General features: G+C 47.0%; 11 protein-coding genes and 1 pseudogene. 2 read left to right on the top strand and 10 right to left on the bottom strand.

What is annotated here, in order from left to right; translation table 11 throughout:
* Positions 1-26: 26 nt before the first annotated feature.
* Together H6F88_RS17890 and H6F88_RS17885 are read right to left on the bottom strand one after the other, a co-directional pair.
* The gene (locus H6F88_RS17890; protein WP_190644088.1) at positions 27-698 is read right to left on the bottom strand and encodes a hypothetical protein; all 672 of its coding nucleotides are present in this window, start codon (positions 696-698) and stop codon (positions 27-29) included.
* Positions 699-729: 31 nt separating this feature from the next.
* Complete coding sequence (locus H6F88_RS17885) at positions 730-1,011, bottom strand: hypothetical protein (RefSeq protein WP_190644087.1); 282 nt, start codon at positions 1,009-1,011, stop codon at positions 730-732.
* A 352-nt stretch (positions 1,012-1,363) separates the two neighbouring features.
* On the opposite strand from H6F88_RS17885, the pseudogene H6F88_RS17880 reads away from it, so the two are divergent.
* Positions 1,364-2,563, top strand: a pseudogene (locus H6F88_RS17880) (YifB family Mg chelatase-like AAA ATPase); the annotation flags it as partial.
* A 126-nt stretch (positions 2,564-2,689) separates the two neighbouring features.
* Here H6F88_RS17880 and H6F88_RS17875 read toward each other — a convergent pair.
* The 4 genes from H6F88_RS17875 to H6F88_RS17860 all read right to left on the bottom strand — a co-directional run bounded on the left by H6F88_RS17875 (position 2,690) and on the right by H6F88_RS17860 (position 8,971).
* Positions 2,690-4,345, bottom strand: coding sequence for an alpha-amylase family glycosyl hydrolase (locus H6F88_RS17875; protein WP_190644086.1), 1,656 nt, complete (start codon positions 4,343-4,345; stop codon positions 2,690-2,692).
* Between the two features lie 185 nt (positions 4,346-4,530).
* Positions 4,531-4,905 carry a DUF1823 family protein gene (locus H6F88_RS17870; protein WP_190644085.1) on the bottom strand — a complete coding sequence of 125 codons (375 nt, stop codon included), beginning with the start codon at positions 4,903-4,905 and terminating at the stop codon, positions 4,531-4,533.
* A 100-nt stretch (positions 4,906-5,005) separates the two neighbouring features.
* On the bottom strand, positions 5,006-5,782 hold the full coding sequence (locus H6F88_RS17865) for a PspA/IM30 family protein (RefSeq protein ID WP_190644084.1): 777 nt from the start codon (positions 5,780-5,782) through the stop codon (positions 5,006-5,008).
* A gap of 297 nt (positions 5,783-6,079) precedes the next feature.
* Positions 6,080-8,971 (bottom strand): ELWxxDGT repeat protein, encoded by a 2,892-nt coding sequence (locus H6F88_RS17860; RefSeq protein ID WP_190644083.1) that lies wholly within the window; start codon positions 8,969-8,971, stop codon positions 6,080-6,082.
* A 462-nt stretch (positions 8,972-9,433) separates the two neighbouring features.
* Between H6F88_RS17860 and H6F88_RS17855 the strand changes: the two genes are divergently transcribed.
* A complete protein-coding gene (locus H6F88_RS17855; protein ID WP_190644082.1) occupies positions 9,434-10,057 on the top strand; it encodes a DNA-3-methyladenine glycosylase in 624 nt (207 codons plus the stop codon).
* A gap of 45 nt (positions 10,058-10,102) precedes the next feature.
* On the opposite strand, the gene H6F88_RS17850 is transcribed toward H6F88_RS17855, so the two are convergent.
* The 4 genes from H6F88_RS17850 to H6F88_RS17835 all read right to left on the bottom strand — a co-directional run bounded on the left by H6F88_RS17850 (position 10,103) and on the right by H6F88_RS17835 (position 15,598).
* Positions 10,103-10,816, bottom strand: a complete 714-nt coding sequence (locus tag H6F88_RS17850; RefSeq protein ID WP_190644081.1) for an SH3 domain-containing protein — start codon at positions 10,814-10,816, stop codon at positions 10,103-10,105.
* Positions 10,817-10,940: 124 nt separating this feature from the next.
* Positions 10,941-12,899 carry a mechanosensitive ion channel family protein gene (locus H6F88_RS17845; protein WP_190644080.1) on the bottom strand — a complete coding sequence of 653 codons (1,959 nt, stop codon included), beginning with the start codon at positions 12,897-12,899 and terminating at the stop codon, positions 10,941-10,943.
* A 311-nt stretch (positions 12,900-13,210) separates the two neighbouring features.
* Complete coding sequence (gene ftsY / locus H6F88_RS17840) at positions 13,211-14,914, bottom strand: signal recognition particle-docking protein FtsY (RefSeq protein WP_190644079.1); 1,704 nt, start codon at positions 14,912-14,914, stop codon at positions 13,211-13,213.
* 159 nt (positions 14,915-15,073) lie between these two features.
* Positions 15,074-15,598 carry a hypothetical protein gene (locus H6F88_RS17835; RefSeq protein ID WP_190644078.1) on the bottom strand — a complete coding sequence of 175 codons (525 nt, stop codon included), beginning with the start codon at positions 15,596-15,598 and terminating at the stop codon, positions 15,074-15,076.
* Positions 15,599-15,625: the final 27 nt, after the last annotated feature.

Here is a 15,625-nt window from a genome sequence, read left to right as displayed (position 1 = left end):
AAATGGTGTTTTCGTGCGATCGCGTTCTATTTCTGGTGGGTTTGCAGGCAGTGAGCGGCGACTTTTTGAAATTCTGAACGGCTCGATCGCCCAAACTTTTGATGCAAATCTTGTCCGTACTGCCACCCAAACTCTTCACTCAGGAACGCGGCATCAGGTTTAGATGTGTTCAGATAGATATTTGCGCCTGCGGCGTGCCCCAATTCGTGCAACAGCAGACTTTCAGCGCTTGATTCAACAGACACCCCAGTAACAGTGGCAATCTGCTGAATCTCGTCCCAATCAATCAAGATAATGGGCTGTTTTACACTGCGGCCCACGATAGCGCGGCTTCCTGCACTAGTTTGGGCGCTGCTGCCAGGAAATAGCCTGAGCAGTTCTACAGCACCAACGGGGGTTTTGTCGATCGCATAGATGCGAACGTTCAAAGCTTTTTTAGACTGCTTTAGCAATTCTGGTGAAATATTTTGCAGCAGTTCGGGTTTGTGCAAAGGCTTCAGCAGCAAGCATAGAACTTCAATCAAAACCTTTGAAGTTGCTTCACCAGAAGCGTTCTGCTTTGGTTTGGTTGCTGGCTTAGGCGCTGCTGCCGTCGCCGTCGCTGGTAGCTTGCGCCTGGTCGCAGCTGGAGGTGCAGCCGGTGCAGCGTGAACTGTTTTTGTTGATCGCTTGCTGAGACTGGTCACGAGTAGTTTCATGGTTGACACTTCTGTAGAAGTAGCTAAAGGGCTATCTGATGTCGGGCAAGTTGTCGGGGTGGATCTGCAACGGTTGCACAGGCATCTGGCAAAGCTGCCGCAAAATCCACCGAGATTTGGGCGTACTGTCGAGCGGTATGGTTCGTTTGTTCATCGCATCTCGGCTCTTGCCATCGCTAAAAGACGATTTTGGCAACACAGCCGCTTGTGGTAAGACCATAAGCGTTAGCTTTGAAATTGGTGAAGCCATTCCTACCTGCTGCAATCTCATCAGTTGCCTTTTAGGTAGACTGCCAATTAGTTGTTTCATCATTTGGTACTTCTGTAGAAGTAATAGATTTATTACTGGTCGCTGGTTCGATACTCGTGGGTCTGAGAACTATTTAGGGCAGAGCTAGACAGTTTGTGCCTTGCCACGCAATGGCTCTAGGACAGTTGTGCTAGCAGTTGCTTGCAATCCTTCTTGGCAACTGAAGACCAGCTAATGAGCCATTCATATCAAAATCTACACCCCTATCAAGTTGGTGATTGTTTCTAAAATCAAAAATCTTCAAAGGTTTTCAAACAGAAATAGTACAGAAATACCAAATGGCAAAATATTCTATCTGCTATTAAGTACTTATATAGCAAATAGAATATTTTATTTTTCCAGTAATGTTCACTCATCATTAGATGGAGGGCTTCGTTCTGTTGCAGGGGTGCTGGCGATCGCTGCCGCCGCTCAACGTTTAGGCATCAAAGGACTAGTCGTACCAGCCGACAACGCCCGCGAAGCGGCTGTTGTCAAAGGGTTGGCAGTTTACGGATTCAAGCACGTTTCAGAAGTAGCCGATTTTTTGAATGAGCCAGAACGTTACGAACCGCTACAAGTAGATGGGCTAGCAGAATTGACGCGATCGCACTTCTGCGGTCTAGATTTAAAAGACGTAAAAGGACAGGCTCATGCCCGTCGCGCCTTGGAGATTGCCGCTGCTGGCGGGCACAACTTGATATTTGTTGGTCCTCCTGGCAGCGGCAAAACTATGCTCGCTAGACGGCTACCCGGTATCTTGCCACCTCTCTCATTTAGCGAGGCACTAGAAGTTACTCAAATTCACTCGGTTGCAGGATTATTGAAAGATAGGGGATCTTTGGTCAGCGATCGCCCCTTTCGCAGTCCCCACCACTCCGCCTCTGGACCTTCACTCGTTGGCGGTGGTAGCTTTCCTCGTCCTGGTGAAATCTCCTTAGCACATAGGGGAGTGCTTTTCCTAGATGAATTAACAGAATTTAAAAGAGATGTTTTAGAATTTCTGCGTCAACCGCTTGAAGATGGTCACGTTACAATATCACGGACTCGTCAATCGGTGTCTTTTCCGGCTCAGTTTACCCTGGTTGCCAGTACTAATCCCTGCCCTTGTGGTTATTTTGGTGACACAATTCAACCCTGCACCTGCAAGCCGAAAGCAAGAGAGCAATATTGGGCAAGGCTTTCAGGACCACTAATGGACAGGATTGACCTGCAGGTAGCCGTCAACCGTTTGAAGCCAGAAGAAATTACCCAACAGCCAATTGGCGAAGACTCTGTTTCAGTGAGAAAAAGGGTGCAGGTAGCACGCGATCGCGCCCGCACCCGATTTCAGAACGATACCCCGCGCTGCAACTCAGATATGCAGAGCAGCCACTTGAGACAATGGTGTCTGTTAGATAATGCAACTCGCACCTTGTTAGAAGGAGCGATCCGAAAACTCGGGCTATCTGCCAGAGCTACCGATCGCATCCTTAAAGTTGCTCGAACTATTGCAGATTTGGCAGGCGACGAAAATTTGCAGACTCATCATGTAGCCGAAGCAGTTCAATACCGCACCATAGATCGGATGCAGTAGAGATGCAATCAACCACGTCTCCATTAACTCCGTTGCGTTTCCATTAATCCCTTCCCAGCTAAAGATTAGGTACTAAAAGATTCAGGGATGCATCCCTGAATCTTTTAGTGGAAAAGGAGTAAATTACTACTGTTGCCAGACAAATACCTTCGCCTCATATTCTGGCAAGTCAATCATGATGTTGTTATCGCCCGCCTCAATATCATAATCTCCCGTCCATTCATGCCAAGTACCATTTTCTGGGAAATTTTCAATTCGATAGCCTGCCAAGTATTGGTCTGAGAAGTTTGCTACGACAACGACTCTTGACCCCTCATCGTTCCAACGAACGTAAGCTAGAACTTTACCCTCTGGATCTTCATGAAAGAAGTTAATGTTCTCGGTATAAAGTGCATGACTCTCTTTACGCAGGGAAATCAAGCCCTTGTAGTACTCGAATAATCCTCGATTCAAGTCATTCTCTAACAAAGACCATTCGATTTTATTCTGCTCAATTGTTTTAGGCTTATACTCCCCAAATTCTTCACCCATCCAAATCATCGGCACACCCATTGCCGTCATGAGCATCACCGCACCCAGCTTCAGTCGCTTAAAAGCGGCTTCATCAAAAATATCGCGGTCTGCCAATTCCACCATCAGGTGATTGTGGTCATGATTGGTTAAATAGTTAACTACATTAGTAGCCCCCAAGAAGCCTTGACGCTTAGCATCTAATGCATCTTTGAGACGCTCTAAATCGAAAGTTTCTCCACTGATATGTTCCAGAATGCAGTGATAGAAGCTTTCATGCCAACAGCCATCCATTGGGCCATCAACACCTGTAATATCTGTCGTTTCAGGAATATGTTCAGCAATGTTATAGAACGGTTTTGCTCCCGCAGCTTGCTTAGTTTCCTGCACAATCCAATGCATGAAGTCGTAGTTTGCAATCTGCCGAGCCGCATCATAACGAATGCCATCAATGTGATATTCCTCAATCCAAAAACGAACCGCATCACCGACAAAACGACGAGCAGGATGGGTTTCTAGATTTTCGTCATAATGCTCGTAGTTAAATTCTGGTCCCCAGTTATTATCTGGGTCACGTGGCTCATGGTGATACCAATAATCATGGTCAATTTGAGTGAGTGGACTCTCTGCTTCAGAGTGATTAAAAATGCCGTCCATGAGAACACGAATACCGTGAGCATGGCATTCATCAATTAGATTCTTTAGCTCGGCCGTAGAACCATAGCTAGATTCTGTTGCAAAAAAATAACGGGGGTTGTAACCCCAGCTATAGTCACCTGGATATTCTTTAACAGGCATCAGTTCAATAGCGTTGACACCTAATTCGCATAGGTAATCCAGCTTTTCGATGACGTGCTTATACTTTCCACGAGCATAAGGGTCATCCTCTCCCCCTGAAAAGTCACCTACGTGCATTTCATAAATTACTAATTCATGATCTGCAGGTAAGGGTTTATCATCATGTTGCCAAACATAAGTATCAACAATTCTTTCGCCGTCTTTAATAGTTAAAACACAATTTTGAGTAGGGTTATCAATATCTGTTGCATAAGGATCGTTTACATCTACCCATTGATCAGGTTCAAAGAACCAGCTTTTAGACTGTACACGAAACTTGTACTGATAAGCGCCATCTTCTAGCTCAACTTTAGTGCGAAAAAAGCCTTCTTTATCTTTTTGCATGGGTATTTCTTTCCAGTCGGAAAAAGACCCAATTAATGTTGCTGCATTGTTATAAGGTGCAAATAAACTAAATTCAATCTGGTTAGCCATAAAATTCCTTTAGGAAGAAGTCTGAACTTATTCTCTGAGGTTCAGATTCATTCAGACATCTTTCTGAGGAAATAAACTTTTATGTCTAAAGCTTTATCTCTACTCTTAGGCTGATAAAAACCATCAGAGAGTTTGATAACTAACCCTCATTAAAAGAGCGGCTTTAAATAGCGATCGCCCCTTATTCAACCTACAATTTCTCGATCGCGCATATAGCTGAGCAACCAGTTTGCCATTGTTGCGCGTCTCGTCAGACGAGGAACTAGCTCTCCTACCTTGTAGCCTTCAAACCCAAGTTGCTCCTTCAAAAGCTGCTTGTTGGGTTTAGGAATAGAGCGCGTCAACTTAACCGTAGCAGGACGGTCTTCAATAAAATTTGGTGGCTCTGGATAGTTCTCCAACCATTCAGAAGAAACTTCTGCAGTATTCCACCGCTCTGCCGTTGCATCGTACCGATAGCCCAGATAGTGCCACACGAGTTGATTAACCGTCGCATCATCTAGCGTGTCGTTTAGAATTGCCCAAATAGTATCAATGCTGAGGGGTGGCAGGTCAGACATAGTAGACAAAAGCATTTCCTAGAAGCTTAGATCGCTAAAGAGGCTACGTCACTGGAACGTAACCTCCTAGCAAACCTTAACAGGCGAAATTAATTAGATTCTATAGCTGATCTAGCTGATTCTTTAAAGCTTCTAGCTCATCATCTACTGCTTTATCTTGAGGGGCTTGAGTCGTAGGCTCGGAGGAGGGAAGCTGCGCTTGATTTGCCGGGGCTGCAGAACCCAATAGTTGCGCCTTCATCGCGGCTAACTCATCATCCACATCGCTACCTGACTCCAGTGCAGCAAACTGACTCTCTAAGTCAGCCCCTGCCAACTCTGCCGCGGCTTGTGAGCGAGCTTCCATTTGCAGCACTTTTTCTTCCATTCGCTCGAACGCACCCATTGCGCTGCTGGTGTTGAGCGAACTCATTGTTCCTTGAAGCTGCTCATTGGCTTTGGCGGCACTAGCTCTAGCCTTGAGCATATCTTTCTTAGTTTTTGCTTCAGAAATCTTGCCTTCCAACGCAATCAGATTGCGCTTTAAGGTATCTACCGTTGAGGATTGCTGATCTAACTGTGTCTTCAGCGCTGTAGCCGTTTCAGCTTGCACCTTTCTGCGGTTGAGGGCTTCACGCGCTAAGTTTTCATCGCCTTTTTGCAGCGCCAGCTGAGCCCGCTGTTGCCAGTTGTTTGCTTCTGACTGAGCCTGGTTATGTTGCTGCTGCATTCGTTTTTGGCTGGCGATCGCACTTGCAACAGCCTGACGCAACTGTACCAGGTCCTCCTGCATGTCAATAATCGCTTGCTCCAGGATTTTTTCTGGATCTTCAGCAGAACTGACGGCGGCGTTGAGATTAGACCGGACAACCCGACTAACACGGTCAAATAACCCCATGACTCTATCTTTCCTTTTGGAATGTACAAAGTAAGTAGAAACAGGCTAATTAATGCTGGTATGACTAATCTAGCCTAGTCAAGCAGGGCTAAATGGCTCCTGCCAACAGTCTTAACAACTGCCATGTCTCCATTCTATATAGCAATTCTATTGATTCGTGACAGGATTGCTTGTAATAGATGCGTTCTATCCAGGTCCATAGCACGACGCGCAGACCTTCAAAAGAAAGGAGTAGGGTTAGAAACTTTACCTCTAACCCTACCCCTCAAATCAATTCAAGTGACTAAACTACAGTCGTTACAGTCCCCAAAGCTCAATGCCGTTTCCTTCTTGCTCGTTGATTACACCGTCACCATTTTGATCGAAGCTATTATCAGCCCGGAAGAATAACCTGCCGCTAATGTTGGTCAAGTCTTGTGGGTCTGAGCCGATATCACCTGGGATAATGTCGGAGACAAGTTCTGCCTCTGGATTAGAGTCGGCGGGGTTATATCTCCACAATTCGTTGCCGCTCTCGCCGTCATTTGCTGTGAAATAAAGAACTCCGTTCACATCAACCAGGTTATCTGGGTTGAAGTCAACATTGGTCTTTGCTGTAGTTCCGACAGCTGTGCCATCGGTACTCCAAATTTCGCGACCGAGTCCTCCGTCTCTGGCAGAGAAATAGAGAGTGCCATTGACGTTAACTAGGCTGGCAGGACTTGAACCGTTATCAACGCTAGTCAACTGAGTGAGTGTGTCAGCGCTGGCTGTATCAATGCTCCAAAGCTGATTTCTAAAGTTACTATCAACTGCTGTGAAATAGAGCTTACTGCCAACTACAGTGAGATTTGCAGCATCCGAATCAGACGAACTTGGTCCAATATCTGTCACTCTGATTGGGCTACCGTTAGCACCAATCTTCCAGATTTCTATTCCGTTTGCATCGGTGATCGCTGTAAAGTACAGCCCGTTGTTCACAACGGTTAAATTCTCAGGGAAGGAGTTGGGATTACCCGTTGTTGCAATGTCTAGAAGTTGAGGGGTTGTGCTGCCAGGGTCAAGACGGTACAGTTCCGTTCCTGTCGCACCAGCATTAGCTGTGAAGAAGAGGGTGCCATTGACATTAGTCAAGCTGTTTGGAGAAGAGCTAACTAATCCCGCTGCTAAATCTGCAACTTGAACGGTTCCGGCTGCAGTGCCATCGCTCTTCCATAGCTCGAAATTGCCACCCTGGTTAGAAGCTACAAAGTACAGCGTATCGCCAACCGCTGTTAGCGATCGCGGCAGAGAAGAACCTCCCACTGTAGTATTAATGTCTTTAACTAACACGGTTCCAGCTGCAGTACCATCACTCTTCCATAGCTCGGTGCCATTCACTCCGTCGTCAGCCGCAAAATAAAGCACACCGTTGATATTGGTAAGTCCAGAAATGTCGGTTGACGTTGCCCCCGGCTTGATGGCTTTCACTTTTGCCGTAGTTTGCACAGTGCCAAGTGCGGTCAAAATAGCTCCTTCACTCTTCCACAGAGCATATCCTTCTCCATCATTTGCAGTGAAGTAGAGGGAGCCACTCACGTCAGTGAATTCACGAGGGTCAGAACTGCCTACCCCAAACAGAATATCTCTGGTGATACTAGGAACTGTGCCACCTGGAGCAGTGTAAGCACTGAGATCGTAGAAGCTGGCTTGACCTTCTACACCAGGTCTAACAGCGAGGTAGTAAGTGCCATCCTGGAAAGTGCCTCCAATCGTTTCGGGAGAAGAACCTGTTCTGGTAGAAACGGAGATAACTTCCTCGTCGCCTAGATCGATGGTGCCACTGCCGTTTGAGTCACTAATGACTCCATCATTGTTGCTATCTTGCAGCAGCAATAGATCAGCAGTGCTGCTTGGCAAGTTGCCGTTTGGCAGGTTAGTGAGCCTGATGCTAAGGAAAGTGCGACCGCCTGAGTTTAGGTCCACTTTGTAAAAGTCGAGCCGGTCAGCAGGGTTAATAAATTCAGGCGCACCATCACGGGTCGTTAGTGTGAATGGGGCACGGATACTTGTACCGCTTAAGTCAAGGGGGCGGGCAGTTTGAATTGTGTTTGGCGCTCTGTCTCCTGGCAGTCCCGATAATGTCAGGTTATAGGAGGAGTTGCCCGTGTTGCCAAATCGGCTAACTCGAATCAGGTAATCGCCCACAGTCAACCGCTGGTTGGTGAGGCTTTCTGCAATCCCTAGTCCACCTTGAACCGATGAAGCAACAAGGTTTTGAGGTGTAAAGGGAGCAATTGAGCCGTCATTTCGATAAAGCTGCACATCCGCGTTTAGAGTTGGATTGAAGCCATCTAACCGCAGATTAAAGTCGCTAGGGGTGTCTACCCTGAAGCTGTAAAGGTCTATATTGTCCCCATCACCGAGTCCATCACTATAAGTTTGACTATCAAAAGTAAGGTCGATACTACGCGCTTTTGCGACGGTTGCCCCAGCTTCTGGACCCGTAAAGATTCCCAGTGTGTATCCAGTACGTACACCTGCCTTGGGAACAACTTGCAGGAAATAAGTAACAGGTCTAGTAGGGTCGTTGACAGGGTTACCATTGGTGAGCGGACCATTTAAAGCACGAGTTATGACTTCGCTAGCAGTACCTGCTGTAACAGACTGCTGGAGTATGTTGCCTGCAGTGTCTCTTAGGTACAGGTCGGCATCGCCCCGTAGACCTCGGATGGAGGCATTAACAGTTCTACGATCGCTCACTGTAAAACTGTAGAAGTCATTTAAGTCTGAGACTCCGACAAAATCTGTATAATCAACACGGTTAACGACTCCAGTGATGTCTCCTAAAGCACGTGCCCTAGTCTGGGTATTTCCGGCATTGTCGTCAAAAGCAGATAGGGTTAAGGCATATCGAGTTGTGGTTGTTGCTTCAGGAGTAAAAACTCGAAGGTAGTAGGTACCTGGGTCAAGGGTACGATTGATGTTCTCTTCTCGTGTGAGAGGTTGTCTAGAAGTGGGACGAATTATCCCACCTCTGCTACCGTAAAGCGCAAGGTCGGCATTGCCCGTTAAACCAGAAACTTTAGCGCTAAAGCTTTTGCGGGTTGTAAGATCGATTCGGTAATAGTCGTTGCGGTCTGTGGAAATAAGGGAGTCTGCATATCTAGCGAAGCCTCTACTAAAGGCAACTCGCTTTGCTTCCTGTAAGGTATTCCCTGCGTCTGCCATAGCTTTATTCTCACACGAATTTACTTGGCAATAGGTTTCCCCAGTGCAGATCAAAAACAGTCACCAATTCTTTAAATTCATTCAGGCTTCACGAATTGCTGTGACTACCGTATTTATACGAAATGGATAGTGTCAATAGATTGAAGTTGATCTAGTTATATTAATTTATATCAATTGCTAAATTCTTCTCGGCCCACTTTTGATAAAGCGTTTCAGCTAAATATGGTCGAATCTGTGTTGTAACTAGCATGATGAAGGCAGCTCTTTACTGCTCTTCTATTACTTTGATTAATCTAGTGATGTCCGCCAACCCAACTAATTCTTAAAGGAAAAATTGACTTGTTATTCATACGATAAACTTGACCAATTTTCTACAGAATTAGGTAAGTTTAGGTATCTAGAAGTCAAGTTTTACCAGTTCTGCTTTGTTACGACGAGAGCCTTAGATATAGTTTTTCAGCAATGGATTACTCAACAGCGATCGCCTTTCTCACTAAGTCTGACCCCGTTCTAGGAAAGCTGATTCAGCAGGTTGGCCCCTGTCAATTGGGGGAACCCCAGCCTGAAGCAGATTTGCTATTTTCTCTCTCTAAAACAATTCTGCATCAGCAGCTTTCTACCAAAGTTGCGAATGTAATTCACGGCAGGTTTCTTCAGCTTTACGCTGAAAGATTGCCGACAGCAATGGATATTCTCAACACACCTGATGAAACGCTACGTGGAGTTGGCATTTCACGCTCTAAAATTATTTACCTCAAAGACTTAGCGCAGAAGATATTAGACGGTTTGCCTACTATGGCAGAGTTGGCAGAGATGGAAGATGAAGCCATCATTCAAACACTCACTCAAGTTAAGGGGATTGGGCGTTGGAGTGCTCAAATGCTATTGATCTTTCGGCTAGGAAGACTTGATGTTTTACCCGTAGATGATCTAGGGGTGAGGGCTGGAATTCGAAAGCTCTATCAGCTAGATAGCTTACCCAACAAAAAGATGGTGGAGTTGATGGGGCAAAAGTGGAAACCCTATGGAGCGATCGCCTCCTGGTATTTATGGCGCAGTTTAGATATGCAGGGAATTGAAATTTAGCAACCTGGTCGAGGAGTAAGTTTTGAAGTTTTGGCTGAACTTTTTCTAAGGGGAGGGGCGATCGTCTTGCTGCCAAGTTTGAGCCGTTGGCGAATCTGAACTTTGTTTCGTTAGCGCCGCTTCAAAGGTAGATTGAGCCTCTGATGATAAAGAAAATTTGAGCAAAGACAGCACGCCATTTCGGACAGATTGAGGCTGTTCATCCAGAACGGAGATGAGTAATTCTGGATTCGTTTGTGCCCATTCCATAATTGCACCGAGCGCGACTTCGGCACCTGCGCTGTCTGCTTGAAATGCATAGCGAATCAGCATATCGGCAGCGAGGCGATCGCCCCCAATCGCTTTCTCCTTCAGCAGATCAACATTACTGACGACAGTTTGAATTGCGGCGGTGTCACCACAGGAAACCGTTGTTGATCCTAAAAAGACCCAGCCTGCTACAGGTAAATTGATTTGCAGCCAACCATTTTGAGAGCCTACTACTGTTATCTCTGTATTGTTGGGCAATTCATCCAACACCTCACTGGACTGTTCTTCAGGATTGGAGTAGATGTTGGTGACTGGAGCGGCAGGGTCGTTGATTGACGTGACACATCCCGTAGGTTGAACTTCGTCCGTTGAATTTTCGACTGTAGTTGAGCTAGCTTGATCTGAACTCTGGTTGGAAACTGCTCTGCAATTTGTGAGGAATTGGGCGATCGCAGCCCCAAACATTAGTAGAGCAACAGTCTTGAGAGTATGACGGATGTTGCTTTGCATGGCTTCTAAAGCTGAACTCTAAGCTAATGTAACCCACGTTGAAATTGCTTTTTCAAAAGCAAATTTAGGATTGCGATATTGATTTCAACGGCATATGCAATAGGTTCAACTTTTCCACTTTATTTTAGTTGCCTAAGTGAAATGGATTGGTTGGACCGGAAGAACGCGATTCGGTATGAGTAAATCCTCCGTCTGCCTTTTGTCCATCTTCATCACCATTCTGCTCCTCAGCTAATTCACCTGCAAGGCGCAAATCGCTCTTAAATACGAGCGACTGTTGAGGCACGCCAATGGCAATTCCGGCTTCATCAAGGGCTAGCTTTAGACGACGGCGATATTCTCGTGCAACATCCCACTGTTTGAGCGGTTGGGTTTTTATCCAAAGTCGTATCATTGAGCCGATATGATCAAGCTTATCTACTCCCAACAACAAAGGAGACTCCAAAATTAGAGAACGCCAGTGGCGATCGTGACTCATTTCTTGAGCTACGTCATTAACTACTTTGAGCGCTTCGTCCAGGTTGGCATTGTTGGCGATCGTGATCGTTAAGTCAACGCGAGACCACTCTTTGGAGAGGTTTTGCACAATTCTGATTTCGCTATTGGGAACTGTGATCAAACGTCCTTCTTCATTTCGCAGTTGAGTAATGCGAAGGTTCATGTTTTCCACTAATCCAGCGACGTCTCCAACGATGATTACGTCTCCGACTCCATACTGGTCTTCAAATAGGATGAGAAAGCCATTGATGATGTCTTTGATCAAACTTTGTGACGCAAAAGAAATTCCTAAACCAATAATCCCCGCTCCAGCCAAGAGAGGAGCAATTTCAATTCCTACGACAGCAAGAGAGGTAACAATCCCAGAACTGACTAGAAGTACTGCAATGATGCTTTTGGCAACACGGGAAAAAGTTGAAAATCGGAGCGCTAGTCGCTGAGAAGTTTCTGCCCTAAAGCTGGTGCCGCTTTGCAGAACTAAGAAAAAGCGATCGATTAAAACATCACTGATACGAATGGCAACGTAGGTACTAAACAGGATCAGTGTGATGTAGAGCGGAAATTGTATCCAATTCCAGTTGAGGATTAGGGGCTGCACCCAGCGAGTGTAAGGGAATAGCCCCAGGATTATTAGTGTGCCACCTCCCCAGATGAAAACTTGACCGAGTTGAAACAGTCGCCGTTGAATTTCGTTGAGGTTGTGCTGTTGGCGGTTGTGCATTTGCCGCTGTAACAGGGCAGTCGTCATCTCGGTTGGGTTGCCGGTATCTGCTGCCGCTGACATTTCTTGAGCATCTGCTTCTCGCCGTGCCGTAATAAAGCGATGTTTTTGCTTGGCTTGCTGCTGAAACACAGTAAGCAAAAAGCTTGCAACAATCATCACGAGTAAAATGCCACTAGCGATCGAGATCTGCTGTCTTAAAGAGTCTGGACGACGTTCTTGCTCAGCTCTAAGCAGTGCTCCTTCAATTCTTTCGGTTAGCTCGTTTGTCCAGGTTTCTAAGTCGTCAACCCCGTTTGCCTGAGCGTCTAATGCATTAACAGTCAGCAAGTAATCTTCGTTTGTCTCATTTTCACCCGTGCCGTAGCTGGCATTAATTACAAATACTTCCTCAGCTTCTACATATTCTGAAGTGAGTTGCAGTGTAGCGGGATTAAAGTCGGCATTAACGATTTGTTTGAGTTGAGTTTCAATGCTGTTGACCCGTGCGTTAAGAGCGCTGGACCCATTTTCTAAATCGTTAGGGTCATCTACGGTTATATCTGGAGCAGCAACTATAAACAGTTGATTTCCATCCAGGTAGACAGATTGGGTATCAATTTCTGATGTATCAGAGGGAAGTAAATCGCTAAAGTCTGGAAGCTCCAAGCTGAGACTAGGAGCAGCCAATGATGGATCTTCTGCTGGTGTCTCCGCTGGCGATGTCTCGGCTGACGGTGTCTCAGGTGTTTGAGCGTGTGTGGCTGGAGCGATCGCCCAGATCAAGAGACTCACAGCTACACTTAGCCCAAACCAGACTGTAGCGCGAATCCACCGTCCTACTCGATACCCGATTTTCTTAGATTGGTAGGTTGCAAAAGTCATTACTCATCCAAGTTGAGACACGACAGAACACAACAAGACTGTGAAGTATTGAGTAGGGGAAAGATTCAGAGAATTAGTCTGAAATCTTCTCAGCTACTTGCCACAGGTTGCAGGTGCATTCTCAAGCTCTTTAGATATACTCACAGTCTGACAAGATTGTGTCGAACTGATGACATATGTTTGCTAAATGCTAAAACATTTCAGTCTAAACAGAGCTTGTGATAGCCAAGTTTAAGCAGGGGCTTAGCGTTGCCAAGCCCGTACAGGAATCTATTGCATGTCTATTCAAATTGCTTTGAAATAGTCTTGACTCAGCCGCTAAGAAGCGCTTCGACGAACTCGTAGCTAGAAAAGGGGCGTAAGTCTTCGATGCCTTCGCCTGCTCCAATAAAGCGAATGGGTAGTCCAAGCTGCTGTACGACTGCTAAAGCGATTCCGCCTTTGGCAGTGCCATCTAGCTTGGTGAGGACGACACCGCTAAGCTGAGCTGCCTCGGAGAAGACTTCCGCCTGACGCAGTCCATTTTGCCCCAGCGTGGCATCCAGCACGAGCAGCGACTCAATTTTGGCATTCGGCGCTTTTTTGTCGATGATGCGGCGAACTTTGCTCAGCTCGTCCATCAGGTTTTTCTTGTTTTGCAAGCGACCTGCGGTGTCGATGAGCAGCAGTTCGGTGTTGCGAGATTGGGCAGCAGCGATCGCATCAAATACAACGGCAGCCGGGTCAGTGTTTTTGCCAGGGTTAGCGATCACCTCTACGTTGCTGCGATCGCCCCATACTTTAACCTGCTGCACTGCCGCAGCCCGGAAAGTATCAGCCGCAGCGATCAGACAGTTGTAGCCCGATTTTTTGGCAATATGGGCGATTTTGCCAATTGTTGTCGTTTTCCCGGCACCATTTACCCCGGTTATTAACCAGATGTTGAGTGTCTCTTTTTCGGGTGCGAAGGTGGGGGAATAGGATTTGCCCAGAGGGTTGTCCAGCATGTCGCGCAGGATTTGCTTGAGGTAGGCGATTGCCTCTGCTGGGGGCAGTGCTTCCTGGCGCAGCTTGTTTTGCAGCGACTCGATGATGTAGTCGGTCGCCACAATTCCCACATCTGCTTGAAGCAGCAGGGACTCGATCTCCATGACCGCATCCTGGTTGAGCGGTCCTTGCCCAACGATTGACCGCAGTTGATTCACCAGGTTGCGACGGGTTTTATCTAGTCCCTGCCGCAGCCGCTTTAGCCAGGTAATTTCTTCAACTGAAATTTGCTCGGGACGGCGACCCTGGGACGCTAACACCTCGGCTGACCAGAGGAAATTTTCGTCAAATTCGATTCCAGGAAAACCGGAATCAGCAGTTTCTTCTGGAGTTGCTGTTGTTGCCGCGACAGGAACAGGTTCAGGTTCTTCGATTGCTGTTGCTTTAAGTCGCTCCAAGCGTTCTTGCCGCTCTGCTTCTGCTTGCGCCCAAAAAGGCAAAGGAGCAGTGACAGCAACTTCATCACTTGCAGGTGTTTCTGTGGAACTTTCAGGAATGCTCTCTGTGGAGGAAACTTCCGCATCAGGTTCAGCAGCAGTTTCTGCAACAAGTTCTGAGGCAGGTTCAGCAGTAGGTTCAGGAAAGGTTTCTAGAGAAGCTTCAGAAGCCGGTTCAGCCTCGTCTTCAGAAGCAGGTTCAGCCGTTGGCGCTGATTCCGTTTCTGACTCAGCTATAGGAGAAACTGGCTCTGCTGGTTCAGACACAGAGTCAGATGATTCAGCGGCTTGGGGAGTTTCTGCAGAGTTAGCCTGAGCCGTTTCGGTAACGGTTGGCGGTGAAGCGGTTGTACTGGTCTGCTGGCGCTTTTGAATGTTTTGGTAAGCTGCTTTTGCCCAGTTGAGGTAGTCTGCTGACACATCTGGGGTTGAGTCCGCCGCCGCGGGTTCTGCTGATTCGGTCTCTGGCTCAGTTGAAGGAGTTTCTGCTGGCTCGGTCTGAGCATCGACACGATCGTTGTACTGCCGATTAAACCAATTGAAAGACGACATAACACCTCAAGAAACCTGAACACCGTACCCACTAGGACTCCTGCGTGAATGGTAGCGCAGCCTTGCCGCACCATCATTGGCGTGCCAAAAAGTGTCTACTGTTTTAACTGTAGGGAAAAATGGCTCAGGCTGTCGCTTCTCGCTAAGATTCTGTTGGGATTAGTCTTCAACTCTGAGCAGTCGCTTGAGTTGCTCGAAATTTTCAGCGCCCAAAGAAATTTTGATCTCTAGCTGCTGGAGGTCGTCTTTGAGGGTGAGAATTTGGTCTTTGCCGCTTGTGCTACGTTCGATTTGGGGGTTTGTAACGACGAGCGCTCGGTAAACCTCTTCAGGGACTCCAATTTGAATCACGACTTCTTGCTGCGATCGCGGAAAAACATAAAGGCGCTGATGCAAATGATCGAGTGCCAGTTTGTGAGGGGTGGTATTGCGTTCATCCGTAGAGCCAGATTTGCGCCAGTAGAGCGTGATACCGCGCGTTTCAGCCGCATCAAAGAGAATCGTCTCGTCGAACCGCTGGGTTTCCCAGTTCAGTACGCTCAAATCTCCATTGGGAGGAATCAGGCGTTGTCGCCAGGTAACTTCCTTGCCACTCAACTCAGCCCACCATCGGCTGATCGTGGCAAAATGGCTGGCATTGTCGGGGCTGTTGCTGCCTAATTGCCAAAACGTTTCGGTTTGCATGACGGGTTTAAGTACAAGGATTGATTT

The sequence above is a fragment of the Oculatella sp. FACHB-28 genome, assembly GCF_014696015.1.
GTDB lineage: Bacteria > Cyanobacteriota > Cyanobacteriia > Elainellales > Elainellaceae > JAAUTN01.
This window is presented reverse-complemented; position numbering and strand designations above follow the sequence as displayed.